We start from the raw sequence: 24982 nt of genomic DNA on the forward strand, positions 1-24982 counted from the left end.
TCACTTATTTATCAAAACAGTTTTTGCAATACCCCACATAAGTTGTGCTAATAATCAGATCCGATGACCGGAAAAAAGCCCGCAAGTCCTCGTTTTTCCTACAAGTCCGACCGGCTCAAGCCGCTGCGCGCGTTCTGCCAGACGGTCCGCCTGGGCTCGGTTTCGCGTGCCTCGGAGGCGCTGTTCGTCAGCCAGCCGGCGGTGAGCCTGCAGCTGCAGGCGCTGGAACGGGAGCTGGGCGTGGTGCTGTTCGAACGCAGCGGCCGGCGCCTGGTGCCCAGCCGCGAGGGCCAGCTGCTGTACGAGATGGCGCAGCCGCTGGTGGAGAGTCTGGACGGACTGGAGGCCGGTTTCCGCGACAAGGTCCGCGGGCTGGACGCGGGCGAACTGACCGTCGCCGCCAATTCGTCGACGATCCTGTACCTGTTGCCGAAGATCGTCGAGGACTTCCGCCGGCGCCATCCCGACGTGCGCCTGGTGCTGCAGGACGCGATCAGCGCCGACGGCACCGAACTGCTGCGCAGCGACGCGGCCGACCTCGCCGTCGGCTCGATGCTGGATGTGCCGGGCGACCTGAGCTACGCGCCGGTCTACGACTTCGAGCAGGTGCTGATCGCCCCGCGCGGGCACCCGCTGGCCGGCAGGCGCGAACTCACCCTGGAAGACCTCTCGGCCTGGCCGCTGATCCTGCCGCCGAAGCGGCAGATCACCTGGCGGCTGGTGGACCTGGTGTTCCAGCGCCACCGCGTGCCCTACACGGTGGCGCTGGAAGTCGGCGGCTGGGAGGTGATCAAGCAGTACGTGGCGATGGGCATGGGCATCTCCATCGTCACCGCGCTGTGCCTCAACGACGCCGACCGCGAGCGGCTGGCGATCCGTCCGATGGCGCGCTACTTCCCCAAGCGCAGCTACGGGGTGACGGTGCGCCGCGGCAAGGTGCTGTCGCCGCAGGCGCGCGCCTTCATCGAGCTGATCCGCCCCGACCTGTTCGCGCCGCGCCAGTACGACGATACGGGGCATTCGGAGCGCTGAAGCCTCCAAGGGAGGACCTAGGTGCGGGGCTTGCCCCGCACGAAGCCGTCCCGGTGAAGCCCGTGCGGGGCAAGCCCCGCACCTACGGAAGCATGCCGCAACCGGCCTGCGCGCCGGCCGCCCATTCCGCCGCCGGGCGCGGCCGGCTGAAGGCGTAGCCCTGCAGCAGTTCGCAGCCCAGGCCGCGCAGCAGTTCGATCTGCTCGGCGGTTTCCACGCCTTCGACCACCACCCCCAGTTCCAGGTCGCCGGCCATGGACACGATGGCGCGCACGATCTTGCGGTCCGGGGCGCTGTCGAGAATACGGCGCACGAAGGACTGGTCGATCTTGATCAGGTTGACCTGGTAGTGCGACAGGTAACCCATCGACGAATAGCCGGTGCCGAAATCGTCGATGGCGATGCGCACGCCCTGGCGGTGCAGCTGTTCCAGCGCGGCGGCGACATGCTGCTGGTCGCCGAGCAGCATGTCCTCGGTCACTTCCAGCACCAGCCGCCGCGGCGGCATGCCGGCCTCGGACAGGGTCTGCGCCAGCTGCGCGGGGAAGTCGCTGGCGTAGATGTCGCTGACCGAGACGTTCACCGCCAGGTAGGGCTCGCAGGGCGCGTCCAGGTGCGGCAGGAACGCCTCGCAGGCGCTGCGCAGGATGCGCTGGGTCAGCGCGCCGACGTGGCCGGTTTCGACCGCGGCCTGCACGAACTCCGGCGGCGGGATCCAGCCCAGGTCCGGGTGCCGCCAGCGCGCCAGCGCCTCGAAGCCGGCGATGCAGTCGCGGCGCACGTCGTGGATGGGCTGGTAGTAGACCTCGATCTCGCCGCGCGCGATCGCCTCCGGCAGGCTGGCCTCGATCTGGAACTGGCGCGCGGCGCGCTCGTGGATGGCGCTGTCGAAAGCGACCACCGCCGTACTGCGGTTGCGCTTGGCCTCGTACATCGCCGCGTCGGCCTCGCGCAGCAGGCGTTCGGCGGCCAGGCCCTGCAGCGGCGCGGTGCTCATGCCGAACGCGGCGGTGATCGGGATGCGCCGGCCGTTGATCACGAAAGGCTCCTGGAACAGCGCGTCGCACAGCCCGCGCAGCCGCGCCAGGTCGTCCTCGCCCTGCACCCGCGCCATGACGACGAAGGCGTCGCCGCTGAAACGCACCAGCGCTTGCTGTGCCCCGCAGCGCTGCCGCAGGCGCTCGGCCACGGCCACGAGCACGCGGTCGCCGAACGCGTGGCCGTGGGTGTCGTTGACCAGCTTGAAGCGGTTGAGGCCGAGCATCACCAGCGCCACCTGCTCGCCGTCGCCGCCGGGCTGCGGCAGCGCGTGCAGGAGTCCGGCGAGGCCGCTGCGGTTGTGCAGGCCGGTCAGTTCGTCGTGCGTGGCCTGGTGGTGCAGCGCGCGCTGGCGCGCGGCCTGCATGAACCCGCGCACCATCAGCACCGCCACCACCAGCACCAGCAGCAGCACGACCACCACGATGAAGAACAGCTGCGTGCGGTACTCGCGGGCGAAGATCGACGGCGGCGCGTTGACCAGGGTGCTGCCATCGGGCAGGCGCCGCGCGTCCACGCCCAGGCGGCGCAGCTCGGCGACGTCGAACAGCAGCGCCAGCGGCGTTTCATGCACCAGCGGAATCGCCGAGGCCGGCTCGCCGGCCAGGATGCGGCGCGCCATCGCCGCCTGCAGGCGGCCCGTTTCCAGGCCGCTGTTGAGGTAGCCGCCGACCGCGCCGTGGCCCACCGCCATGTCCAGGTCGCTGTACACCGGCAGCGCGGTGCGGGCGCGCACGTAGGCCGGCACAAGCTCCGGTTCCAGCGGCAGTTCGCCGTCGCGCACCGGGATGCTGCCCAGGGTGAAGACCAGCGTGCCTTCGGGCACGCGCGGCAGGCGCGGCGCCAGCTGGTCCAGCCGCGGCGTCGGCCAGTGCTCGGCGGCGGGGTGGCCGGGCAGGCGCGCCAGCGCCGCGTCGATGGTGTCCCGCATCGCGGCGCCGTTGTCGCTGTCGGGGGTGATGAACAGCAGGCGCCGGGTGCGCGGGTGCAGCACCAGCGCGGTGTCGAGCGTGCGGGTGAGGTCGAAGCGCTCGAGGATGCCGGTGACGTTCGCGCGCGTGCCGACGATGCGCTCCGGCGCGGCGTTGATGCCGCTGAACACCACCGGGGTATCGCCGAACAGCCCGGCCTGCGCCACGACGAAGGCCAGCGCATCGTCGTCCACGGTGGCGATCAGGTCGAAGCGCTGGCCGGCGTACTTGCCGGTCATGTAGCGGGTCAGGCGTTCGCGCTGCCCGGCGTCGGGGTAACGCTTGGCGTCCATCCACTCGACATGGAACACCGGCCTGTCGCTGGTCGCCCCGCCCCATTCGGTCAGACCGGAAAGGATGCGGTCCTCCCAGCCGAAGCCGGGGTGGTAGGACAGCAGCACCAGCACCCGCGGCGGGTGGGACGGCGCCACGGCCACCGCGTCGCCCGCGCACGCCGTCGCGCACGCGCCGGCCAGCCACAGGCCGGCGAGCCAGCGCCAGGCCACGGCCTTCAACCGGGTTGCCAGGGCGGGCGGCGACAGGGGCACGGAACGACAACCTGGGAGCACGGTGCATCCTGCAATCGGGCGGGGTCCTGCCCGAGCATAAGCCCTGTGCGCGACAACGGGATGGCCCGAAAGCCACCCCATCGCGGCACGCACGGTCGTCGCGCCATCGGCCGCATCAGCGTTGCGCGCAGTCGCAACCGGTCCAGCCCGGCTGCCGGCTGGTCTTGCCGATGCCCGGGTTGAAGGTGTTGCTCGGGTCCAGGCGCCGATAGAAATCGGCCAGCGCCGGCTTGGCCGGATACAGGTGGCCGACATTGTGCTCGGCCGGGTATTCGGCGCCGCGCGCGTCCAGCAGCGCCCACATCGCGTGCTCGATCGCCAGCGGGTCCTCGCCCTTGCGCGCGATGTAGTCCTGGTGGAACACATGGCACAGGAAGTGGCCGTAATACAGCTTGTGCAGCAGGCGTGCGTCGAGGTCGGCGGGCAACTGCTCGAACCAGTCGCGGTCGTCGCGGCGCAGCGCGATGTCCAGCGCGACGATGTCCTCCACCGTGTCGCGGTGCGCCTCGCGGTAGCGCACCGCCGCGCTGGCGATGGCGAAGCGGTGCAGGAAGGCCTTGCGCCCCTCCTCCGCCGTGCAGCGGAAGAAGCCGCCTTCGTGGCCGGCGAAGAATCCCTGCAGCCAGGCTTCGGTTGCCGCCGCGTCCTGCGCGGAGACCTTCAGCAGCAGGTGGTGCGCGTAGCGCTGGCGGAACTGGCCCATGCGCGGCGGCAGGTGCGCGGGCAGCAGGCCGACCAGCGCCTGCAGCGCGCGGTCGGTCGCGCCGCGCAGGCCCAGCCGCTCGCACCAGCCGTCGACGCGGCTCTTCCACGCGAACGCGGCCGGCACGCGCGCGGTGCCGAGCCTGTCGATCAGCAGGAACACGTCCTTGCCGTAGCGCTCGCCGATGTCGTAGGCGTCGCGATGGATGTATTCGCCGGAGATCGGCAGGCGCTCGAAGCCGGTGAGCAGCTGGCGGCGGATCGCGGTGAGGCTGTCGGTGCGGTTGCTGCCGATGTAGAAGACCTCGGCCGCTTCCCTTTCAAAGGTGTCCAGGCGCACCGCGAACACCGCCAGCTTGCCGGCCGAGCCGGAGGCTTCGTAGTGCCGCGCCGGATCGGCGTTGAAGCGCGCCGGCGTAGGCGCATCCACCTCCCGCACCTGCGCGGTGTAATGCGGATCGGACGCGGCGCGGCCATCGCTGCTGCCGATATCAGCTGGCGTGTAGTCGCCGGCCTGCAGGCGCTGCAGGATTTCTTCCGGGCCATCGCCCAGCGCGATGCCGAGATGGTTGACCAGCTGCAGCCGGCCGCCGGCATCGACCTGCGCGAACAGCGCCAGTTCGGTATACGCCGGCCCGCGCCGCACCAGCGCGCCGCCGGAATTGTTGCAGATGCCGCCCAGCACCGAGGCGCCGATGCACGAGGAGCCGATCACCGAATGCGGCTCGCGGCCGAGCGGCGCCAGCGTCTGTTCCAGGCGGTCGAGCGTGGCGCCGGGCAGGCAGACGACCTGGCGGCCGCCGTCCAGCAGCTGGATGCCGGCCAGGCGCAGCGTGCTGACCAGCACGACGGGGCGGCCGTAGTCGTCGCCGTCGGGCGTGGAGCCGCCGGTCAGGCCGGTGTTGGCGGCCTGCAGGATGATCGCCGCACCGCCCTGCACCGCCGCCTCCAGCACGCGCCACAGTTCCAGCAGCGTGCCCGGCCGCACCACCGCCAGCACCGGGCCCTCGCCGAAGCGGTAGCCCCTGCGGAAGCGGCGCGTGGCCTTGTCGCCGGTCAGCACGTGGCGACGGCCGACGGCCTGGCGCAGGGTGGTCAGCAGCATGTGGTGGGAGCGTTGCGTGGACATGGGAGTTCCTGGTGAAGCCTTGGCTTTTCGTAGGAGCGGCTCTGGGTGGCCTCGGGCCATCAGCCGCGAAGGGGCTTTACCGGTAAAGCCTCATCGCGGCTGAAGCCGCTCCTGCACGGTCGACCGGGGTTCACGCCGGCAGCCGTACCAGCGCATCGCGGCCGATGTCGGCGATGCGGCGCGCGCCGGTCAGGGTCATCGCCACGCGCATTTCCTTCGCGACCAAGTCGAGCAGGTTGGCGACGCCCGCCTCGCCCTGCGCGGCCAGCGCATAGACGAAGGCGCGGCCGAGCAGCACCGTGTCGGCGCCGAGCGCGAGCATGCGCACCACGTCCAGCCCGCTGCGGATGCCCGAATCGGCGAGGATCTTCAGCTCGCCCTGCACCGCGTCGGCGATCGCCGGCAGCGCCCGCGCGGTGGACAGCACGCCGTCGAGCTGGCGGCCGCCGTGGTTGGAGACGACGATGCCGTCGGCGCCGAACTTCACCGCATCGCGCGCGTCGTCCGGGTCGAGGATGCCCTTGATCAGCATCGGCCCCTTCCAGAACTCGCGGATCCATTCCAGGTCCTTCCACGAGATCGACGGATCGAAGTTGCTGCCCAGCCAGCCGATGTAGTCGGCCAGTCCGGTCGGGTGGCCACGGTAGGCGGAGATGTTGCCCAGGTCGTGCGGGCGGCCATGCAGGCCCACATCGAGCGCCCAGCGCGGATGCGTCACCGCCTGCAGGTAACGGCGCAGCGCCGCGTTGGGTCCGCTCATGCCCGAATGCGCGTCGCGGTAGCGCGCGCCCGGCACCGGCATGTCCACGGTGAACACCAGGGTGGTGACGCCCGCCGCCTGCGCGCGCTCCAGCGCGTTGCGCATGAAGCCGCGGTCGCGCAGCACGTACAGCTGGAACCACATCGGCCGCCGGATCGCCGGCGCCACTTCCTCGATCGGGCACACCGACACCGTGGACAGGGTGAAAGGGATGCCGCGGCTGTCGGCCGCGCGCGCGGCCTGCACCTCGCCACGGCGCGCGTACATGCCGGTCAGGCCCACCGGGGCCAGCGCCACCGGCATGGCCAGTTTCTCGCCGAACAGCTCGGTATCCAGGCTCAGGTCGGCCATGTCGCGCAGCACGCGCTGGCGCAGGGCGATGTCGGCCAGATCGGACACGTTGCGCCGGAGCGTGTGCTCGGCATACGCGCCGCCGTCGATGTAGTGGAACAGGAACGGCGGCAGGCGCCGCTGCGCGGCCGCGCGGTAGTCGGTGGAGGCGGAGATGATCATGGGTCGACCGTGGAGGAAGGCAGGCGCGAGGCGCGCGCACGACGGGCCTCGTTTTCGTCGAGCGTGCGCAGCGTGGTGTGCACGAACTCCAGATGGGCCAGCGCGGCGGCGCGCGCGCGTGCGGGGTCGCCGGCCAGCACCGCGTCCATCATTTCGCGGTGCTGGTCGGACAGCGGCGAGAACGTGCGCGGCGAGGTATACAGCCGTTCGCGGCTCTGCGAGATATTGGTCTGCAGCAGGTCGAACAGGCCACGCATCACCTGCAGCAGCACCAGGTTGTGCGAGGCCTCGGCGATGGACAGGTGGAAATCGGCGTCGGCGCTGGCTTCGCCGGCGGGATCGTCCTTGCCGTGCGCATCCATCATGGTGGCGAAGGCGCGCGCGATGCGCTCGCGGTCCTCGGCCGTGGCGCGCAGCGCGGCATGCCAGGCCGCGGCGCCTTCCAGCGCGTGGCGGATTTCCAGCACGTCGAAGCGGTATTCCGGATCGCCCTGGAACAGCGGCAGGTAGGGCGCCAGCGGTTCGTCGATGGCCTGCCGCGCGCGCGCCGCCGGTTCGGCCACATAGGTGCCGCCGCCGACGCGCGCGCTCAGCAGGCCATGGCTGCTGAGCTGGGCGATCGCCTCGCGCAGCGCGGTGCGCGACACACCCAGTTGCACCGCCAGCGTGCGTTCGGCCGGCAGGCGGTCGCCGGCCTGCAGCTGCCGCTCTTCCACCAGCGCACGCAGCTGCGCGGCCACGCGGTCCGATACCCGCTGGGTTTCGCGGCGCGGCGCGTTCACGGAATCATCCACGTCAGCCACCAGGCCTGCGCGCTGGTGATCAGCCCGACCATCACCGTGAACGCCAGGCTGTGCCGGACGGTGAACCGGAACAGGTCGGCCTCCCTGCCCGCCAGCCCCACCGCCGCGCAGGCGATGGCGATGGACTGCGGCGAGATCATCTTGCCGGTCACGCCGCCGGTGGTGTTGGCCGCCACCAGCAGCACGTCGGACACGCCGATCTGCTGCGCGGTGGTGGCCTGCAGCGCCGAGAACAGCGCATTGGACGAGGTGTCCGAGCCGGTCAGGAACACACCCAGCCAGCCCAGGAACGGCGAGAAGAAGGTGAAGGCGTCGCCGGTATGCGCCAGGGCCAGCGCCAGCGTCGCCGACAGCCCGGAGTAGTTGGCGATGAAGGCGAACGCCAGCACCATGCCGATAGAGTAGATCGGCGTCTTCAGTTCGCGCACGGTCTCGCCGAAGGTGGACAGCGCGGCCCGCGCCGGCATGCGCAGTACCAGGATCGCGACCAGCGCCGCCAGCAGGATCGAGGTGCCGGTGGCCGAGAACCAGTCGAGCTTGTACACGGCCTCGTAGGCGGTCGGCGCATCGACGATCGGCGGCATCTTGCGCACCAGGCTGTCCAGGCCCGGCACCGGCAGTTTCAGCACCCAGTGCTGCAGCGGGCCGCCGGCGGTGAACAGCGCCTTGAACGGCTTGATGCTCCACAGCGTGACCAGCGCGGTGAGGATCAGGAACGGCGACCACGCGCGGACGATCTGGCCGACGCCGTAGCGCGGCGCTTCCGCCGCCGGCATGGCGGCGGCGGAAGCGCCGTTCTCGAAGCGGAAGATGCGCAGCGGTTTCCAGCGGCGCAGGAACAGGGTCAGGCACACCAGCGAAGCCAGCGAGGCGGTGATGTCCGGCAGCTCCGGGCCGATGAAGTTGGAGGTGAGGTACTGGGCGAGCGCGAACGAACCGCCGGCCACCAGCACCGCCGGCCAGGTCTCGCGGATGCCGCGCCAGCCGTCCATGATCGCCATGATCCAGAACAGCACGACCAGGGTCAGGAACGGCAGCTGGCGGCCGGCCATCTGCCCGATCTCGAACGCGTCCAGCCCGGTGACCTGGCCGGCGACGATGATCGGGATGCCCATCGCGCCGAACGCCACCGGCGCGGTGTTGGCGATCAGGCACAGGCCCGCCGCGTACAGCGGCTTGAAGCCCAGCCCGACCAGCAGCGCGGCGGTGATCGCCACCGGCGCGCCGAAACCGGCCGCGCCTTCCAGGAACGCGCCGAAGGCGAAGCCGACCATCAGCATCTGCAGGCGCTGGTCCTCGGTCACCGACAGGATCGAGACGCGGATGATGTCGAACTGGCCGGTCCGCACCGAGATCTTGTACAGGAACACCGCGCCGAGAATGATCCAGGCGATCGGCCACAGGCCGTAGACGAAGCCGTACAGCGCCGCGCCCAGCGCCTGCAGCGGCGGCATGCGGTAGAACAGCAGTGCCACGCCCAGGGCGATGGCGACGGTGAGCGTGCCGGCCAGCCAGCCCTTCATGCGCAGCACGGCCAGCGCGACGAAGAAGAAGGCGATGGGCAGCAGCGCGATCAGGCTGGACAGCCAGATATTGCCGGCCGGGTCGTACAGTTGTTGCCAGGGCTGCATGTCGGTTCCCCATTGGACGGACAGCGCCTGCACGCGGCAGGTGCGCCACGACGCCGCACTGGTATTACCAATAAAGCGGCGACCGGCCCAGCGGATGCGGATGCAATCAGGCAGCCCGCGGAAAGCGCATTAGAACACAGCGCTTTACGCGATATTGGACAGACCAATTTGAAGAAAGCGGCACGGCCACGCGGGGATTTCGCCGCGCGGCGATGCCGTCGACGCTACAGCGCGCGCCACGCCATGCCCTCGCCACGGCGCCAGAACACCGCGCGCGCCTTGCCGTACACCGTGTCGGCATCGACCAGGCCGAAGAAGCGGCCATCGAAGCTGTCGCCGCGATGGTCGCCCAGCACCAGCAGCTTGCCTTCCGGCACGGTGATGCCGTCGATGTCCGGGCCGCCGCCGGCGTCCAGGTCCAGCGTCACCCGTTTCGCGCCGAAGGCTTCGTGCCGCGGCGCCAGACTCAGCGGCTGGCCGTTGATATGCAGGTAGCCGCCGTGCAGCTCCACACGGTCGCCGGCCACCGCCACCACCCGCTTGATCAACCGCGTGCCGTCGGCCGGCGAATCGAACACGGCCACGTCGCCGCGCTGCGGATGGCCGGTATCGAGCAGGCGGATGCCGGTGAACGGCAGGCGCAGGCCGTAGGCACGCATGTCCACCACGACGTGGTCACCGGGCTGCAGCGTCGGCTGCATCGAACCGCTGGGCACCTGGTAATGATTGGCCAGCGTGTCGCGCGCGGCGCCCAGCAGCAACAGCATCACTGCCAGCGGCAGCGCTTCGCGGCGCAGCCAGGCCAGCACGGGGAGGGCGAAAGCGGCGCGGTCGTCGCGGGTCATGGCGGTGCACTCCACGGGCAGGTCCAACATCGACTGCCGGCCTTCGCGGAAAGTTCCTGGCCTCGCGGACGCAGGCATGTCCGCATCGGCAATGTCGGGCAAGTCCGGCATGACGATCGCCGCGCGCCGGGCCCGTAAATACGGGGCTTGCCCCGCATGGGGCATTGTCGGTGAAGCTTCATGCGGGGCAAGCCCCGCATCCACGGCGTGGATAGGCGTTGCCTCTCCGCCTAAAGAGGGCGGCAAAAAAAAAAGCGGGAGGGTCGCCCCCTCCCGCTTCGTGCCGTGATCGCCAGGTCGGCGATGGCCTGCTGCAGCATCCGCTCGCGGCTTACTTCAGCCCGCGGTTCTTCAGCAGCGGCTCCACGCTCGGGTCCTTGCCGCGGAACTCGCGATAGGCGGTGGCCAGGTCGCGGGTGTTGCCGATGGACAGGATCCTGTCGCGGAACACCTGGCCGTTCTCGCGGGTCAGGCCGCCGTGTTCCTTGAACCATTCGAAGGCGTCGTGGTCGATCATCTCCGCCCAGAAATAGGCGTAGTAGCCGGCCGAATAGCCGCCGCCCCAGATGTGGTCGAAGTAGCTGCTGCGGTAACGCGGCGGCACCTGCGCCAGATCGACGTGGTACTTCTTCAGCGCATCGGCCTCGAACGCATCCACGTCCTGCTTCGGCGCATCGGCGCCCTGCGTGTGCCAGGCCAGGTCGAGCAGTGCCGCGGCCAGGTACTCGGTGGTGGCGTAGCCCTGGTTGAAGGTCTTGGCCTTGGCGATCTTGTCCACCAGCGCCTGCGGCATCGCCTCCTTGCTCTGGTAGTGCTTGGCATAGTTGGCGAACACCTTCGGGTCCGACGCCCAGTGCTCGTTGAACTGCGACGGGAACTCGACGAAGTCGCGCGGCACGCCGGTGCCGGCCACGCTCGGGTACTTCGTATTGGAGAACATGCCGTGCAGCGCGTGGCCGAACTCATGGAACATCGTGGTCACGTCGTCCCAGCTCAGCAGCGCCGGCTGGCCGGCGGCGGGCTTGGTGAAGTTGCACACGTTGTAGACCACCGGCCTGGTGCCGGCCAGGCCGTCCTGCTCGACGAACACATCCATCCACGCGCCGCCGGACTTGCTGTCGCGCTTGAAGTAGTCGGCGTAGAACAGCGCCAGCGGCTGGCCGTCGGCGTCGCTGACCTCGAACACGCGCACGTCCGGGTGGTACACCGGGATGTCCTTGCGCTCCTTGAAGGTCAGGCCGTAGAGCTGGTTGGCGGCGAAGAAGACGCCGTTCTGCAGCACGTTGTCCAGCTCGAAGTACGGCTTGATCTGCGCTTCGTCCAGGTCGTACCTGGCCTTGCGCACCTGCTCGGCGTAGAAATCCCAGTCCGAAGCCGTGGCCTTGAAGCCGCCGTTCTGAGCGTCGATGACCTTCTGGATCTCGGCCAGCTCGCCGCGCGCCTTGGCGGTCGCGGCCGGCACCGTGTCGGTCAGCAGCTTGAGCGCGTTGGCCGGGGTCTGCGCCATCTGGTCGCCGAGGTTGTAGGCGGCGTAGTTGGGGAAGCCCAGCAGCCTGGCCTTGGCCGCACGCAGCTGCGCCAGGCGCTGGATGATCGCGCGGGTGTCGTTGCCGTCGCCGCGTTCGGTGCGGGTCTCCGAGGCTTCCAGCACCCTGGCGCGCAGGTCGCGGTCCTGCAGCGACATCAGCACCGGCTGCTGGGTGGTGTTCTGCAGCGCCAGCACCCACTTGCCGTCGAGCTTGCGGCCCTTGGCCGCTTCCTCGGCGGCGGCGACGTCGCCATCGGACAGGCCGGCCAGCTTCGCCTTGTCGTCCACCACCACCGCGCCGGCGGCGGTGGCCGCGACCAGCTTGTTGTGGAAGTCGTTGGCGAGGGTGGCTTCCTCGGCGTTGTACTGCTTCAGCGTTTCCTTGTCGGCGTCGCTGAGCTCGGCGCCGGCCTTGACGAAGCCCTTGTAGGTTTCCTCGACCACGCGCAGCTGCTCCGGGTCGAGCCCGGCGCCGGCGCGCGCGTCGTAGACCGCCTTCACCCGCGCGAACAGCTTGGCGTCCAGGTGGATGGCGTCGCTGTGCGCGGCCAGCTTCGGGATCACCTCTTCCTGGATCTTCTGCCGCTGGGGATTGGTGTCGGCCTGGACCACGCCGAAGAACACGCGGCTGGTGCGGTCGAGGATGGCGCCGGACTTCTCCAGCGGCAGCAGGGTGTTGTCGAAGGTGGCCGGTTCGGCGTTGCCGGTGATCTGCGCGATCTCGGCCAGCTGCTGGCGCATGCCTTCCTCGAACGCCGGCAGGTAGTCGCCGTCCTTGATTTTGTCGAACGCCGGCGCCTGGAACGGCAGCGTGCTCGCGGCCAGGAACGGATTGGTCGAGGCATCGGCCGGCTGGCCGGCGGTCGGGGTATCGGTGGTCACGGGGGCGGGGGACTCCTTGCCGGAACAGGCCGCCAGCGCAAGGCTGATGGCGGCGGCCAGAATGACGGTGCGCGACATGTAACGTGCTCCTGTGGGACGGGGTGCGTGCAGGCGCAAACCCTACTCCGTCCACCACCGGCCGGCATGTGCCGATGGTGGCGTGTGGCTGCGCGCCGCCTGTCGGCTGGGTCAGGACGTCCGGCCGCGGCGCAGCGTGGCGAAGGCGGCCAGCGCGTCGGCGCGGCCGGCGGCCAGGTCCACCTGCGGCCGGGCCGGGTACGCCGGCGCCAGCCGCCGCGCCAGCTCAGCGTGCTCCCACGGCGCGAAGCGCGCCGGCAGCGGCAGGCCCGCCAGTTCCGGCACCCAGTGCGCGATGTAGGCGCCGTCCGGGTCGAACCGCCGCGCCTGGCTGACCGGATTGAACACGCGGAAGTACGGCGCCGCGTCGGCGCCGGTGCCGGCGGTCCACTGCCAGCCCTGGGTGTTGTTGGCCAGGTCGGCATCCACCAGCGTGTCCCAGAACCAGCGCGCGCCGTGCCGCCAGTGCTGGCGCAGGTGCTTGCACAGCCAGCTGGCCACCACCATGCGCACGCGGTTGTGCATCCAGCCGGTGTGCCACAGCTCGCGCATGCCGGCATCGACGATGGGCACGCCGGTGCGCCCGCGCCGCCAGGCGTCGAGCAGCGCCGTGTCGGGCGCCGCCCAGGGGAAATCGTCGAAGCGCGGGTCGAGGTTGTGGTCGGGCACCCGCGGGTAGTGGTGCAGTACGTGATGGGCGAACTCGCGCCAGCCCAGTTCGGCGAGGAAGCGGTCGCGGTCGGCATCGGCGATGGCATCGCCGGCGTCCAGCACCGCGGCGGCGATGCGCCGCACCGACAGCTCGCCGTGGTGCAGGTGCGGCGACAGCCGCGAGGTGCCCGCCTGCGCGGCGAAGTCGCGGCCCTGCGCGTAGCCGTGCACGGCGCCGTCGAGGAAGCCCTGCAGGGCGGCGCGCGCGCCGTTTTCGCCGGGCGTGAAGCGCTGCCAGAAGCCGGCGTCCCACGCCGGCTGCGGCGCCGGCAACAGATCGTCCAGGCGCTCGCCCGCGGGCATCTCCACCGCCTCGAGCGCCGGCAGCCGCGCCGGCGCCTTCCAGATGGCCGGCGTCCGCCAGTGCGCGCGCGCCGATTTCCAGAACGGCGTGAATACGCGGTACGGGTCGCCCTGCCGGGTCGCCAGTTCCCAGGGCTCGAACAGCAGCGCGCCGTTGAAGCTTTCCGCGTGCAGGCCGGTCTGGCGCAGGCTGCGCTTGATCTGCGCGTCGCGCTGCTCGATGGCCGGTTCGTAGCGCCGCGTCCACAGCACCGCTTCGGCGCCGGTGCGCGCGGCCAGCGCCTGCAGGGCGGCGAGCGTGGGTCCGCGCAACAGCAGCAGCCGCGAACCGCGACGCTCCAGCGCGTCGGCCAGCGCCGCCAACGAACGCCGCCGCCACGCCAGCGACGCCGCGCCCGGCGCCCAGGCGCCTTCTTCGTCCGGCGCGTGGATGTAGACCGGCAGCGGCCGCAGGCCGCGGTCCAGCGCCGCGCGCAGCGCCGGCTGGTCGTCCAGGCGCAGGTCGTCGCGCAGCCAGATCAGCGCGATGCCCATCGCCTACACCGTGCCGCGGTTGCGGCCGATCCACGGCCGGTACCACTGGCGTACCGCGGCCATGTCGGCGGCATCGTCGCCGCTGGTGTGGATCGGCGCGCCGAAGCCGATGATCTTTTCCGGGTAGTGGAAATAGGCCGGCACGATCGGCACCTGCGCCATGCGTGCGATGCGGATGAAACCGCTCTTCCACTCCTTCACGGGCTTGCGCGTGCCTTCCGGCGCCAACGCGAACCAGATGCGCTCGCTGCCCTGGATCATCGCCACCGCCTGCCCCACCGTGCCCTGCGGCGAGCTGCGGTCCAGCGGCACCACGCCCAGCCGGCGCAGCACCGCGCCCAGCGGCCACCAGAACAGCTTGTCCTTGCCGAGGATGCGCGCCTCCACGCCCAGCGCCATCTTCGCCGCCAGGCCCCAGATGCCGTCCCAGTTGGACGAATGCGGCGCGGCGATGACCACCGCCCTGCGCAGGTCGGGGATCGGCCCGACCACGCGCCAGCCGCCCAGGCGCAGGAAGCTGCGCCCGAGCCAGCGGGAGAAGGCGCTGCCGCGCACCTGGGGCACGTTCGGCGGGACCGGCGGCACGACCGGCGACGGGTTGTCCAAGCGCTACTCCCAGTTCCGTTGCGAGCGGCCGCGCTTGATCTGCGCCCGCCCCTTCTTCTCGTCCAGCCGCCGCAGCCGGGAGCCGTAGGTCGGCTTGGTCGCCACCCGCGCCTTCGGCACGGCCAGCCCGGCGCGGATGAAATCGGCCAGGCGCTCGCGCGCGTCGGCGCGGTTGCGCTCCTGCGTGCGGAAACGCTGCGCGTCGATCACCAGCACGCCGTCGTCGGTAAGGCGCCGGTCGCGCCGCGCCAGCAGGCGCGCGCGCAGCGGCTCGGGCAGCGACGGCGAACCGGCGACGTCGAAGCGCAGCTCGACCGCGCTGGATACCTTGTTGACGTTCTGCCCGCCGGCGCCGCTGGCGCGCACGAAACGCTCGACGATCTCCGTTTCCGGGATCGCCAGCGACGCGTCGACGGCGAGCGAGGGGGTGGCCATGGCTGCGGATTGTATCGGCCCGGCCCGTCGCCCGCGCGTGCAGGCAGCGCGGCGCCTTTCCGGCGCGCGGGCGCGGCTGCTAGGCTGCGGGCTCCTTCCGCAGGGAGCTGCCCATGTCGACCGCTTACTGGTGCGTGTTGATCGCCGCGCTGTTGCCTTACCTCTGGATCGCCGTCGCCAAGGCGCGGCCCGGTTACAACAACCGCAACCCGCGCGCGTGGGTCGCAAAGAGCGACAACTACCTGGTGCAGCGCGCCAACGCGGCGCACCTGAACGCCTTCGAGAGCTTCGCGCCCTTCGCCGCCGGCGTGGTCCTGGCGCAGCTGGCCGGCGTGGAGGCGGCGACGGTCAACGCGCTTTCCATCGCCTTCGTGGTGTTCCGCGTGCTGCACGGCGTGCTCTACGTCGGCGACAAGCCGCTGCTGCGCAGCCTGTCGTGGCTGGGCGGTTTCGCCTGCGTGGCCGCGCTGATCGTGCTGGCGGCGCTGGCGGCCGGCCGCTGAACCGGCCCGCGCCTTTCCCGGCCCGGCACGGCGCCCTGCGCAGCCGCTGACCGGCCCACACTGCAGCGCACCGGAAGCGGCCGGCACTGCCGGGCGGCCGCTTTGCGGACGGCATCGTTCCCGCAGCGCCCCGACCTTGGAGTGTCGATCACGGACGGCGCCTCGGCTAAGGCGCCGCGCACCTGTGGCCTCACAGCCGCGCGATGTCCGGCGCCCTGCCGCCGAACCAGGCGTTGTCGTACGCCTGCCGCGCCGCCTTTTCCGCTCCCGTGTCGCCCTTGCGCCTGTAGACCTCCACCAGCCCCGCCAGCGCCCAGCCGTTGCCGCGCGCGCGCAGCAGCGATTCGCGCAGCACCCGCTCGGCCGCGTCGAGACGGCCCTGGCGCAGATACACCGAACCCAGCGACTGGCGGATCGGGTAGTACCAGTATGGCGGCTCCATGTAGGCCAGCGAATCCTCCACGGCGACCGCCGCCTCGTACGCTTTCGCCGCCGCCGCCAGGTCGCCGCGCGCGTCGGCCAGGCGCGCGCCGGCCACCAGCCGCGCGGTCTGCACGATCTCCTTCCCGGGCATGTACCAGTCCAGGTAGGGCTGGAAGTCGGCGCTGCGCTCGATGCCGGCGATGGCGTCGATCTCGCGCTGCGCGTCGCCGAACTCGCGCCGGGTGGCATGCGCCAGCGCCCGCGCGTAGTGCGCCAGCGCCGCCACGATCACCTGGTTTTCCGGCGGCGCCGGCAGCGCGAGGATGTCCGCGGGCGGGCTGAACACGGCGTGCGCCAGGTAGGGCGCGGCCTTGATCGGTTCGAGCAGCGGGTATTGCGCGACGACCTCGTCGGCCAAGGCGGCGTCCAGCCGGTCCGCGGCGGTGATGGCGGTCGCGCCGTCGCCGCCCATCTGCGCGGACACCAGCACGAAGTGGATGTTGTGCGGGTAATAGGCGGCCTTGTAGAGCGGGTCGGATGGCGAGCTCGCGAAGTACGCCTCGTCCACCGCCATCGCGCGCTTGTTGATCTCCATCGATTCCTTGAACAGGCCCACGCGGTAGTAGATGTGCGCGGGCATGTGCACGATGTGCCCGGCGCCGGGCATCAGCGCGGCCAGGCGCCGCGCGTGCGGCAGGCCGCGTTCGGGCGTGGCGGACGCCTCGACCGCGTGGAGGTAGAGGTGGATCGCGCCGGGGTGGTCGGGGTTGCGGGAAAGGACCGTCTCCAGCGCCGCCAGCATCTCGCCGGCGCGGCCCTTGGGCCGGGTTCCGGCCGCCTCCCAGTAGTCCCACGGCTGCGTGTCCATGACCGCTTCGGCGTAGAGCGCCTGCACCGTGTCGTCGTCCGCATGGCGCGCGGCCACGGCCCGCATCGCGTCGGCGAAGGCCGCGTCCAGCGGCGCGCGCTCGGCCGCCGGATCGGCCGAGTAGCGCTGCCGCAGCGCCGCGATCAGCGCGCGGTCCTTCTCCGGCGCGGCCGGCGCCAGCTCCAGCGCGCGCGACAGCGCCGCGAACGCCGGCGCCACCGCGCCGGGCAGCATCGGCGCGTTGATGTTCGGCCCCAGGACGAAGGCCTCGCCCCAGTACGCCATCGCCAGCGCCGGGTCTTCCCGCTGCGCGGCCTGGAACGCGCGCTGCGCCTCGGCGTGGTTGAACGCGAACGCCCAGCGCAGGCCCTGGTCGAAGTACGCCTGCGCCCGCGCGTTGCGCGTGCCGACCTTCAGGCTCAGCGCGCCGAGGTTGTCGTACAGCGGCACCGCGCCGTCGGCGGCTTTCATGGGCAGCACCGGGAACGGCCGGGTTTCGGCGGTCTGCGCCAGCACCAGCGCGTCGAGCAGGGCCGGACGGCCGGCGACGGGCGCGGCGCACAGGGCGCCGCGCGGGTCGAGCACGGGGTCGTACGCCAGCGGCGCCTCCTCCGGCCAGCCCAGCAGGCTGGCCGAGCCGCAGGCGCCGGCCAACCCGACGGACAACAGGATGAGGCGGGACGAAGAGGTGTTCATGGCGGTTCCCCGATAGGTGTCAGCAGGCCGGAACGACGCGCCCGCAATGGCGCAGGGCGTGCCACCAGCCTGCTCCCGCTGCGCCAGCCGATCTTTAGGGCAACCTTGGGCGAGCCTCAGGATGGCCGGGAAACGGCGGGCAAGCCGCCACCGGCCGCCCCGGGTTGCGCCCTATACTCGCCGCGACCGGGGCCACCCGCCGGGGACCGTATGCCGCAGCCTGCGCCGGACCACCTTGCCTTCGACGACCTGGTCATCGACTTCGCGGGCCGGCGGCTGTGGCGTGGCGGCGACGAACGGGCGCTGGAACCCAAGGCCTTCGCCGTGCTGGCGCTGCTGGCCGCCGCGCCCGGCCGGGTGTTCACCCGCGACGAAATCCTGGACGCGGTCTGGGGCCACCGCCACGTCACCCCCGGCGTGCTCAACCGGATCATGAGCCTGCTGCGCCAGGCGCTGGGCGAGGACGCGCTGCACCCGCGCCTGCTGCACACGGTGTACGGCGTCGGTTACCGCTTCGACCTGCCCGCATCCGGAGCGCCGCCGCCGGCGACGGCGGAGCCGGCGAGCGATACCGGAGCCGCGGCACCAGCCACCCACTCCGCGGCGCCACGGTCATCGCGCGCGCGCGTCCCCTGGCTCGTCGCCATCGCCGCGGCGCTGCTGCTTGTGGCCGCCCTCGCCTGGCTGCCGCGCGGGAACGACCCGGCGGCGTCCGCGCCGGTCGACGCCACCACGCGGCCGTCACTGGCGGTACTGCCGTTCGCCGACCTTTCCCGCGCGCGCGACCAGGACTACCTGGCCGACGGCCTGGCCGAGGAAATCCTCGACCAGCTGGCGCAGTCGCCGGCGCTGCGGGTGGTGGGGCGCACCTCGAGCTTCTCGTTCAAGGGCAGGAACGAGGACCTGCGTTCCATCGGCCGCAAGCTCGGCGTCGCCTACCTGCTGGAAGGCAGCGTGCGCCGCGAGGGCGATGCGCTGCGCGTCAGCGCGCAGCTCGTCCGCGCCGCCGACGGCGCCCACCTGTGGTCCAAGACCTACGCGCGCGAACTGCGCGATGTGTTCGCGATCCAGGAAGACATCGCACGCGACGTCGCACGGGCACTCAGCGTGAAACTGGACGTGGCCGCGTTCAACCGCGGACAGGGCGGCACCACCAGCGTGGAGGCCTACGAGCGTTACCTGCGCTGGCGCGGCATCGCGATGGAGGAACGGTTCGACTTCGCCCACGACCAGGAACGCCTGCAGCTGGCGCGCGAAATGGTGGCGCTGGATCCGCGCTGCGCGCTGTGCCTGGAGGCGCTGGCCGATTCGCTGGACGCGGTGGCGCACGAGATCGGCGGCACGCAGGCCGGGCAGCTGCGCGGCGAAGCGCGGCAGGTGCGCGCGCGCATCGCCGCGATCGCGCCGGACAGCGCGCTGGCCCGGCTCGACCGCGCCAACGCGCTGTGGCGCGAAGGCCGGCGCGCCGAAGCCATCGCCCTGGCCAGGCAGGTCGCCGAATCCGGGCCGCTGGTCAAGGAGCGCGTCTGGGACTACACCTACATGCTCTACGCCGTGGGCCACCTGGACGACACCGTGGCGCTGGTCGAACGGATACGCGCGGTGGAGCCGCGGGCGCTGTTCCTCTCCCGCGACCTGCAGTACGACTACACCGCCGCGCGGCGCCCCGCCGACGCAGAGGTCGAATACCGGCGCGGCCGGGAACTGCAGGGCAACCAGCGCGAGCCGGACTACGTGGCCTTCATCGGCCAGCTGGCCGGCAAGCGGCCCGGCGGCCTGGCCGAACTGCGCGATCTGCACCGCAGGTTGCTGCACGAGCAGGACGCGGTCTTCGGCACGCCGTTCTTCCGCGATCTGGGCGCGGCGCTGCACGACCGCGCGGCGATGCTGGCGCTGGTGCGCAGGGCGCTCGCGGACGAAACCTATGGCGGCGGCGCCCGCGCCGCGTATGTATGGACCAACGTGGCCGACGCGCTGGGCGATGCCGACCTGACAGTGGCGGCGATGCGGCGCGACCTGGAAAGCCAGCCGGGCTTCGACACCGGCACGATGGCGCAGCAGCCCTACGTGGCGCTGTGGAACTCACCGTATTCGGGCGTGCGCGCGCACCCGGATTTCAAGCGCCTGCTGGTGGAAACCGGCGTGGCCGCCTACTGGCGGCAGACCGGCCGCTGGGGCGACGGCTGCCGGGCGGTGGGCACGGACGATTTCCAGTGCCAGTGACGGGGCGAACCGCCCCCGCGCGCTTCAGTCGCGCGCGGAATGGGCCTGCGCCGTGCGCGCATCGCCGGCCTGCAGATCCGCGTCCCAGCCCAGCAGCGCGAACGCCTTGCGGAACTCCGCATCCAGCGGCGCCTGCACTTCGATGCGGCGCCCGTCCTGCGGGTGCGGGAACGACAGCCGCTGCGCGTGCAGCAGCATGCGGTGCACGCCGTGCATGCGGAAGGTGCGGTTGTGGCGGCCGTCGCCGTGGCTGGTGTCGCCGATCAGGTGATGGAACACGTGCTTCAGGTGCCGGCGGATCTGGCGGAAGCGGCCGGTCTGCGGCTGGCAGCGCAGCAGCGCGTAGCGCGAGGTCGGGAAGCCGTTCGACGGCAGCGGCAGTTCGCTGGTCAGCAGTTTCTGGAAGTGGGTGATGGCCGGCTTCTTCACCGGCTTGCCGGGGCCGCCGTCGAGGTCATGGTCGACGGTGAAGGCGTCTTCCGCGGGCCAGCCGCGGCATACCGCCAGGTAGTCCTTGCCGACATCGCCGCTCATCAGGGTCTTGCCCAGCGCGCTGGCGGTGTCGCGGTCGAAGGCCAGCAGCAGGCAGCCGCTGGTGGCGCGGTCCAGGCGGTGGATCAGGAAGATCGGCCGGCCCAGCTGTTCGCGCAGGCGGTCGGCGAGGAAATCGTCCTCGCCGCGCGCCAGCTTGCTGTCGTGGACCATCAGCCCGGCCGGCTTGTCGACCACCGCCAGCCGGTCGTCGGCGTACAGCACCGGCAACGTCCGGTCGGGCAGCGATGTCGTCGTGTCGTGGTCCATGGTTCGGCTTTATCTGTTCGGGCCTGCCATGCGCCGGCCCGTGTCGTGGAAGCCCCGCGCGGTGGAGCGGTGGGGCTGTGGGCATCAGGACTTCAGCGGTTCGACCGTGATGCCCATGCGCAGCATCAGCTGCGCGACCTGCAGGGTGTCGAGACTGGCGCCTTCCAGGTCGACCATGCGCAGATCGAGGTCGCCCAGTTCCGAACCGGTCAGGTCGCAATGGGTGAAATCGGCCGAACGCCAGTCCAGCGACGAGAAATCCCCGCCGGACAGGTCCGACCCGCTGAAGTTCGCGCCCGATACGTTGGCGCCGACCCAGCGGTTGTCCGGCAGCTCGCATTTCTCCAGCGTCACCCCGGAGAAATCGGCGTAGCTCAGGTTGGACTGCCGGATGAAAGCGCTGCAGAACCCGGTGCGCGCGGTGATCTGGTTCATGAAGCTGGCGTTGGAGAAATCCGCGCCCTGCGCCCGGCATTCGGCGATCTCCAGCCCCAGCGCTTTGGCGAAGGCGAATACGCACAGGCTCAGGTCGCACTGGCGGAAGCTGGCTTCCTTGAGCTGCGCGCCATTGAAGCGGCAGCCGGCCTGGGTGTCCGGATCGTAGAAGACGCAGTTCACGAACTCGGTACCGGTCAGGTCGGTACCGGAGAAATCGCAGTTGCGGAAATGCGTGTTCGCGACCCTGGCGCCGGTGAAGCGCTCCCTGTCGATGCGTTCGTTGCTGACGACCGTCGGCGCCGCGGCGGCCCCGGCGCTCATCGCCGCAGCCACGCCGAGGCCAGCGCCAGCGCGCCCACGCCGCCGCTGATCCACGACCACAGCGGCACCGTCGCCCACTGCGGGCCGCCGGCGTGCAGGCCGTGCAGCAGGGCGGCCACCACGAGCAGGCCGGCGCCGGCCACCGCGGTGACCACGCGCCGCTGCATGCGCCGCAGGGTCTGGTCGAGGTCGACGATGTCCTGCGACCGCATCGACAGCGCATGCTGCCCTTCGACCTGCTGGCGCAGCCAGGCGTGCACCAGCACCGGCATGTCCGGGGTGCGGGTCATGATTTCCGGCAGCCGGCGGCGCAGTTCCCGCAGCGCGCGGCGCGGGCTGTAACGTTCGCGCAGGATGCGCTCGAGTACCGGTTTGGCCACCGCCCAGATGTCGATCTGCGGGTCGAGCTGGCGGCCGACGCCCTCGATGTTGAGCAGGGTCTTCTGCAGCAGGATCAGCTGCGGCTGCAGGGTCAGCTGGTAGCGCTGCGCGGTGCGGAACAGCTTGAGCAGCACCTCGGCCAGCGAGATCTGCGACAGCGGGCGGGTGAAGTACGGTTCGCACACCGCGCGCACCGCCGCCTCCAGGTCGTCGATGCGCACCGTGGCCGGCATCCAGCGCGCCTGCACGTGCAGTTCGGCGATGCGGCGGTAGTCGCGGTTGAAGATGGCCATGAAATTCTCGGCCAGGTAGTACTGGTCCTCTTCCGAGAGCTGGCCCATGATGCCGAAGTCCAGCGCGATGAAACGCGGGTTGTCGCGGCGCGCCGGGTCGGTATCGACCCAGATGTTGCCGGCGTGCGCGTCGGCGTGGAAGAAGTTGTCGCGGAACACCTGCGTGTAGAACACGCGCACGCCCTTGGCGGCCAGCGCGCGGCGGTCGATGCCGGCCGCGTCCAGCGCGGCGATGTCGTCGGAGGGAATGCCCCAGACCCGCTCCAGGGTCAGCGCGCGCTCGGCGGTGTGGGTCCAGATCACCTCGGGCACGTACAGGTCGTCCGAATCCTGCCAGAAGCGGCGCAGCACGCTGGCGTTGGCGCCCTCGCGCTGCAGGTCCAGTTCGGCGGCCAGCGTGGTCTCGATCTCGGCCACCACCTCGCGCGGACGGATCTTGTCCGCGCGCGGATGGGTGCGCTCGACCAGCGCGGCCAGCGACCTGAGCAGGGCGATGTCGGCATCGATCTGGCGCTCGATGTCCGGGCGCAGCACCTTGACCACCACCTGGCGGCCGTCGTGCAGGGTGGCTGCATGCACCTGCGCGATCGAAGCCGAGGCCAGCGGCGCGGTATCGAAACTGGCGAACGCCTCGCTGACCGGCAGGCCCAGCGCCTGCTCGACGATCTGCCGCGCGCGCTCGCCGTCGAACGGCTTGACCCGGTCCTGCAGCAGGGTCAGCTCGACCGCCACGTCCGGCGGCACCAGGTCGCGGCGGGTCGACAGAATCTGCCCGAACTTGACGAAGATCGGCCCCAGTTCCTGCAGCGCCAGGCGCAGGCGCGCGCCGCGCGGCAGCGAGGCGATATCGCCGCGCGCGCGCGGCACGAACGGCCGGGCGATGCGCAGCCAGCGTTCGGCAGGGGTGCCGTCGAACAGGTCGTCGAGCCGGTAGCGCAGCATCACCCGGCCGATGCGGCTGGCGCGGAACATCGCGCGGGTCGCCTTCATGCGCGGCCTCCGCTGCGCAGGCGCGCCACCCGCGCGGCCAGACGCTCGACGTCGTCGCGGATCGCATCGACGTCGTCGTGGAAGGCGTCCAGCTCGGCGCGCGGCACCACGTCGCGCGACTCCTCGGTCACGTACTCGGCCGCGGTCTGCGCCAGGTCGGTGGCGCTGCGGCGGGCCTGCGCCAGCGCCGCGCGCAGGGTCTGCGCGACCTGCACGCCCAGCACCTCGCCGAACACCGCCACGAACGGCTGCTGCCAGTCCGGGTCGAAGCGCGTGGCCAGCTGCTGCAGGCGCCGCGCCAGTTCGGCATCGCCGGACACCTTCACCCGCCCGGCCGGCGCCGCGCCCGGGCTGCGGCGCGCGTTGGCCAGGAACGGCAGCTGCGCCAGCACCCCGCCCAGCGTGCTGCGCACGGCCAGGTCCGGCTCCTGCGCGGCGTCCACCGGGCCGACCGTCAGGCGCTGCCCGTCGACCCCGATCTGCAGCGCCAGCGACGGCGATTCCAGGGTCAGGGCGATGCGCTGGCCGTCCAATGGCGCCAGCGCGGCGCGGGTGTCGGGGTCCAGCGCCAGCGCGCGGTTCAGCGCCGTTTCCAGCGCGCGGCCGGCCAGCGGCTTGATGAACTTGAAGGGGGATGCAGGCATGCACGGCATTCTACCGAAGCGGAGATGCGGGAATGGGGGACGGGGAATGACGGAATCCCGTTCGCCGGGCCTTGCCGTGCATCCGGGCGGAGAGGTGAACGCACGGAGCGCCGACAAACCCACCCTCTCCTTTCCCTGTTCCCCATTCCCTGCCGTTCCCCCATGCTATGCACACCCGCATCAGCGCAATCGGCAGGAGCAACAGGCAATGGGCAAGACCCGGGTCGGCATCATCTTCGGCGGTCGTTCGGCCGAGCACGAGGTCTCGCTGCAATCGGCGAAGAACATCCTCGACGCGCTGGACAAGGAGCGCTTCGACGTCAGCCTGATCGGCATCGACAAGCAGGGCCACTGGCACCTGAGCGACCCGCAGCAGTTCCTGCTCAACCCCGGCGACCCGGCGAAGATCGCGCTGAACCGCTCCGGCAACGCGCTGGCGGTGCTGCCCGGCCGCGAGCAGGCACAGCTGGTGCCCAGCGACCCGGCCACGGCGCTTGCGCAGATCGACGTGGTGTTCCCGATCGTGCACGGCACGCTGGGCGAGGACGGCTCGCTGCAGGGCCTGCTGCGCATGGCCAACCTGCCCTTCGTCGGCTCCGGCGTGCTCGGCTCGGCGGTGGCGATGGACAAGGACGTGGCCAAACGCCTGCTGCGCGATGCCGGCCTGCCGGTGGCGCCGTGCGTGTGCTTCAACCGCGTCACCGCGGCCAAGGCCGATTACGACGCGCTGGTGGCGCAGCTGGGCACGCCGCTGTTCGTCAAGCCGGCCAACCAGGGTTCGTCGGTGGGCGTGAGCAAGGTCCGCGATGCGGACGAGTTCCGCCAGGCGATGGCACTGGCGCTGTCCTTCGACCACAAGGTGCTGGTGGAATCAGCCATCGTCGGGCGTGAGATCGAATGCGCGGTGCTGGGCAACGACCACCCCGAAGCCAGCGTCTGCGGCGAGGTGGTGGTCCACGACGATTTCTACGCCTACGACACCAAGTACATCAGCGCCAACGGCGCCGAGACGGTGATTCCGGCCGACATCCCGGCCGAGGCGCAGGAGCGCATCCGCCAGATCGCCATCCGCGCCTACCAGGCGCTGGACTGCGCCGGCATGGCCCGCGTGGACGTGTTCCTGACCCCGGCGGGCGAGGTGGTCATCAACGAGATCAACACCCTGCCCGGCTTCACCCGCATCAGCATGTACCCCAAGCTGTGGGGCGCCAGCGGCCTGGACTACACCGCGCTGATCACCCGCCTGGTGGAGCTGGCGCTGGAGCGCCACGCCGCCGACAAGGCGCTGCGCAGTTCGATCACCGGCGGCTGAGCCGGTGGCCGGCCGGAGC

19 protein-coding genes are annotated in these 24982 nt (G+C 71.2%); 4 read left to right on the forward strand and 15 right to left on the reverse strand.

What is annotated here, in order from left to right:
- Positions 1-63 precede the first annotated feature (63 nt).
- Positions 64-1032 carry a LysR family transcriptional regulator gene (locus ABTV91_RS01075; RefSeq protein WP_433852803.1) on the forward strand — a complete coding sequence of 323 codons (969 nt, stop codon included), beginning with the start codon at positions 64-66 and terminating at the stop codon, positions 1030-1032.
- A gap of 82 nt (positions 1033-1114) precedes the next feature.
- Here the strand turns inward: ABTV91_RS01075 and ABTV91_RS01080 are convergent, their stop codons facing one another.
- From ABTV91_RS01080 to arfB, 10 genes are all read right to left on the reverse strand, one after another.
- Entirely contained in the window at positions 1115-3589 is a 2475-nt protein-coding gene (locus ABTV91_RS01080; RefSeq protein ID WP_433852804.1) for a putative bifunctional diguanylate cyclase/phosphodiesterase, read from the reverse strand.
- 136 nt (positions 3590-3725) lie between these two features.
- Complete coding sequence (gene dld, locus ABTV91_RS01085) at positions 3726-5441, reverse strand: D-lactate dehydrogenase (RefSeq protein ID WP_433852805.1); 1716 nt, start codon at positions 5439-5441, stop codon at positions 3726-3728.
- Between the two features lie 130 nt (positions 5442-5571).
- Positions 5572-6714: an FMN-dependent L-lactate dehydrogenase LldD gene (gene lldD, locus ABTV91_RS01090; RefSeq protein ID WP_433852806.1), complete on the reverse strand. Its 1143-nt coding sequence runs from the start codon at positions 6712-6714 to the stop codon at positions 5572-5574.
- The gene (gene lldR, locus ABTV91_RS01095; protein WP_433852807.1) at positions 6711-7508 is read right to left on the reverse strand and encodes a transcriptional regulator LldR; all 798 of its coding nucleotides are present in this window, start codon (positions 7506-7508) and stop codon (positions 6711-6713) included. The genes lldD and lldR overlap by 4 nt, the downstream gene beginning before the upstream one ends.
- A complete protein-coding gene (gene lldP / locus ABTV91_RS01100) occupies positions 7493-9148 on the reverse strand; it encodes an L-lactate permease (RefSeq protein WP_433852808.1) in 1656 nt (551 codons plus the stop codon). The genes lldR and lldP overlap by 16 nt, the downstream gene beginning before the upstream one ends.
- 224 nt (positions 9149-9372) lie before the next feature.
- Entirely contained in the window at positions 9373-9993 is a 621-nt protein-coding gene (lepB, locus tag ABTV91_RS01105; protein WP_433852809.1) for a signal peptidase I, read from the reverse strand.
- Positions 9994-10324: 331 nt separating this feature from the next.
- Positions 10325-12481, reverse strand: a complete 2157-nt coding sequence (gene dcp / locus ABTV91_RS01110) for a peptidyl-dipeptidase Dcp (protein WP_433852810.1) — start codon at positions 12479-12481, stop codon at positions 10325-10327.
- 111 nt (positions 12482-12592) lie between these two features.
- Complete coding sequence (locus ABTV91_RS01115) at positions 12593-14029, reverse strand: cryptochrome/photolyase family protein (protein ID WP_433852811.1); 1437 nt, start codon at positions 14027-14029, stop codon at positions 12593-12595.
- Positions 14030-14032: 3 nt separating this feature from the next.
- The gene (locus ABTV91_RS01120; RefSeq protein WP_433852812.1) at positions 14033-14635 is read right to left on the reverse strand and encodes a 1-acyl-sn-glycerol-3-phosphate acyltransferase; all 603 of its coding nucleotides are present in this window, start codon (positions 14633-14635) and stop codon (positions 14033-14035) included.
- 3 nt (positions 14636-14638) lie between these two features.
- Positions 14639-15070 carry an alternative ribosome rescue aminoacyl-tRNA hydrolase ArfB gene (gene arfB, locus ABTV91_RS01125; protein WP_433852813.1) on the reverse strand — a complete coding sequence of 144 codons (432 nt, stop codon included), beginning with the start codon at positions 15068-15070 and terminating at the stop codon, positions 14639-14641.
- Positions 15071-15183: 113 nt separating this feature from the next.
- Between arfB and ABTV91_RS01130 the strand changes: the two genes are divergently transcribed.
- On the forward strand, positions 15184-15573 hold the full coding sequence (locus tag ABTV91_RS01130) for an MAPEG family protein (protein WP_433852814.1): 390 nt from the start codon (positions 15184-15186) through the stop codon (positions 15571-15573).
- 190 nt (positions 15574-15763) lie between these two features.
- Here the strand turns inward: ABTV91_RS01130 and ABTV91_RS01135 are convergent, their stop codons facing one another.
- Positions 15764-17560, reverse strand: a complete 1797-nt coding sequence (locus tag ABTV91_RS01135) for a hypothetical protein (protein WP_433852815.1) — start codon at positions 17558-17560, stop codon at positions 15764-15766.
- Positions 17561-17770: 210 nt separating this feature from the next.
- Here ABTV91_RS01135 and ABTV91_RS01140 point away from each other — a divergent pair, with 210 nt between their 5' ends.
- Complete coding sequence (locus ABTV91_RS01140) at positions 17771-19783, forward strand: winged helix-turn-helix domain-containing protein (protein WP_433852816.1); 2013 nt, start codon at positions 17771-17773, stop codon at positions 19781-19783.
- Between the two features lie 24 nt (positions 19784-19807).
- Here the strand turns inward: ABTV91_RS01140 and ABTV91_RS01145 are convergent, their stop codons facing one another.
- From ABTV91_RS01145 to ABTV91_RS01160, 4 genes are all read right to left on the reverse strand, one after another.
- Positions 19808-20584 carry a pseudouridine synthase gene (locus ABTV91_RS01145; protein WP_433852817.1) on the reverse strand — a complete coding sequence of 259 codons (777 nt, stop codon included), beginning with the start codon at positions 20582-20584 and terminating at the stop codon, positions 19808-19810.
- Between the two features lie 84 nt (positions 20585-20668).
- On the reverse strand, positions 20669-21343 hold the full coding sequence (locus ABTV91_RS01150; protein ID WP_433852818.1) for a Qnr family pentapeptide repeat protein: 675 nt from the start codon (positions 21341-21343) through the stop codon (positions 20669-20671).
- Positions 21340-23007 carry a ubiquinone biosynthesis regulatory protein kinase UbiB gene (gene ubiB / locus ABTV91_RS01155; RefSeq protein WP_433852819.1) on the reverse strand — a complete coding sequence of 556 codons (1668 nt, stop codon included), beginning with the start codon at positions 23005-23007 and terminating at the stop codon, positions 21340-21342. The genes ABTV91_RS01150 and ubiB overlap by 4 nt, the downstream gene beginning before the upstream one ends.
- Positions 23004-23651: a ubiquinone biosynthesis accessory factor UbiJ gene (locus ABTV91_RS01160; protein WP_433852820.1), complete on the reverse strand. Its 648-nt coding sequence runs from the start codon at positions 23649-23651 to the stop codon at positions 23004-23006. Before ABTV91_RS01160 ends, ubiB begins: the two co-directional genes overlap by 4 nt.
- 208 nt (positions 23652-23859) lie before the next feature.
- On the opposite strand from ABTV91_RS01160, the gene ddlA reads away from it, so the two are divergent.
- Complete coding sequence (ddlA, locus tag ABTV91_RS01165) at positions 23860-24963, forward strand: D-alanine--D-alanine ligase (protein ID WP_433852821.1); 1104 nt, start codon at positions 23860-23862, stop codon at positions 24961-24963.
- Positions 24964-24982: the final 19 nt, after the last annotated feature.

Origin of the sequence: Stenotrophomonas nitritireducens, assembly GCF_050984405.1 — a bacterium.
GTDB classification, from domain to species: domain Bacteria; phylum Pseudomonadota; class Gammaproteobacteria; order Xanthomonadales; family Xanthomonadaceae; genus Stenotrophomonas; species Stenotrophomonas nitritireducens_B.

What these genes read in the sequence shown, in the direction of transcription:
- ABTV91_RS01075 (WP_433852803.1), top strand. Translation starts at nt 64, where the DNA reads ATGACCGGAAAAAAGCCCGCAAGTCCTCGTTTTTCCTACAAGTCCGAC.
- dld (WP_433852805.1), bottom strand. Translation starts at nt 5,441, where the DNA reads ATGTCCACGCAACGCTCCCACCACATGCTGCTGACCACCCTGCGCCAG.
- lldD (WP_433852806.1), bottom strand. Translation starts at nt 6,714, where the DNA reads ATGATCATCTCCGCCTCCACCGACTACCGCGCGGCCGCGCAGCGGCGC.
- lldP (WP_433852808.1), bottom strand. Translation starts at nt 9,148, where the DNA reads ATGCAGCCCTGGCAACAACTGTACGACCCGGCCGGCAATATCTGGCTG.
- lepB (WP_433852809.1), bottom strand. Translation starts at nt 9,993, where the DNA reads ATGACCCGCGACGACCGCGCCGCTTTCGCCCTCCCCGTGCTGGCCTGG.
- dcp (WP_433852810.1), bottom strand. Translation starts at nt 12,481, where the DNA reads ATGTCGCGCACCGTCATTCTGGCCGCCGCCATCAGCCTTGCGCTGGCG.
- ABTV91_RS01115 (WP_433852811.1), bottom strand. Translation starts at nt 14,029, where the DNA reads ATGGGCATCGCGCTGATCTGGCTGCGCGACGACCTGCGCCTGGACGAC.
- arfB (WP_433852813.1), bottom strand. Translation starts at nt 15,070, where the DNA reads ATGGCCACCCCCTCGCTCGCCGTCGACGCGTCGCTGGCGATCCCGGAA.
- ABTV91_RS01130 (WP_433852814.1), top strand. Translation starts at nt 15,184, where the DNA reads ATGTCGACCGCTTACTGGTGCGTGTTGATCGCCGCGCTGTTGCCTTAC.
- ABTV91_RS01135 (WP_433852815.1), bottom strand. Translation starts at nt 17,560, where the DNA reads ATGAACACCTCTTCGTCCCGCCTCATCCTGTTGTCCGTCGGGTTGGCC.
- ABTV91_RS01140 (WP_433852816.1), top strand. Translation starts at nt 17,771, where the DNA reads ATGCCGCAGCCTGCGCCGGACCACCTTGCCTTCGACGACCTGGTCATC.
- ABTV91_RS01145 (WP_433852817.1), bottom strand. Translation starts at nt 20,584, where the DNA reads ATGGACCACGACACGACGACATCGCTGCCCGACCGGACGTTGCCGGTG.
- ABTV91_RS01150 (WP_433852818.1), bottom strand. Translation starts at nt 21,343, where the DNA reads ATGAGCGCCGGGGCCGCCGCGGCGCCGACGGTCGTCAGCAACGAACGC.
- ubiB (WP_433852819.1), bottom strand. Translation starts at nt 23,007, where the DNA reads ATGAAGGCGACCCGCGCGATGTTCCGCGCCAGCCGCATCGGCCGGGTG.
- ABTV91_RS01160 (WP_433852820.1), bottom strand. Translation starts at nt 23,651, where the DNA reads ATGCCTGCATCCCCCTTCAAGTTCATCAAGCCGCTGGCCGGCCGCGCG.
- ddlA (WP_433852821.1), top strand. Translation starts at nt 23,860, where the DNA reads ATGGGCAAGACCCGGGTCGGCATCATCTTCGGCGGTCGTTCGGCCGAG.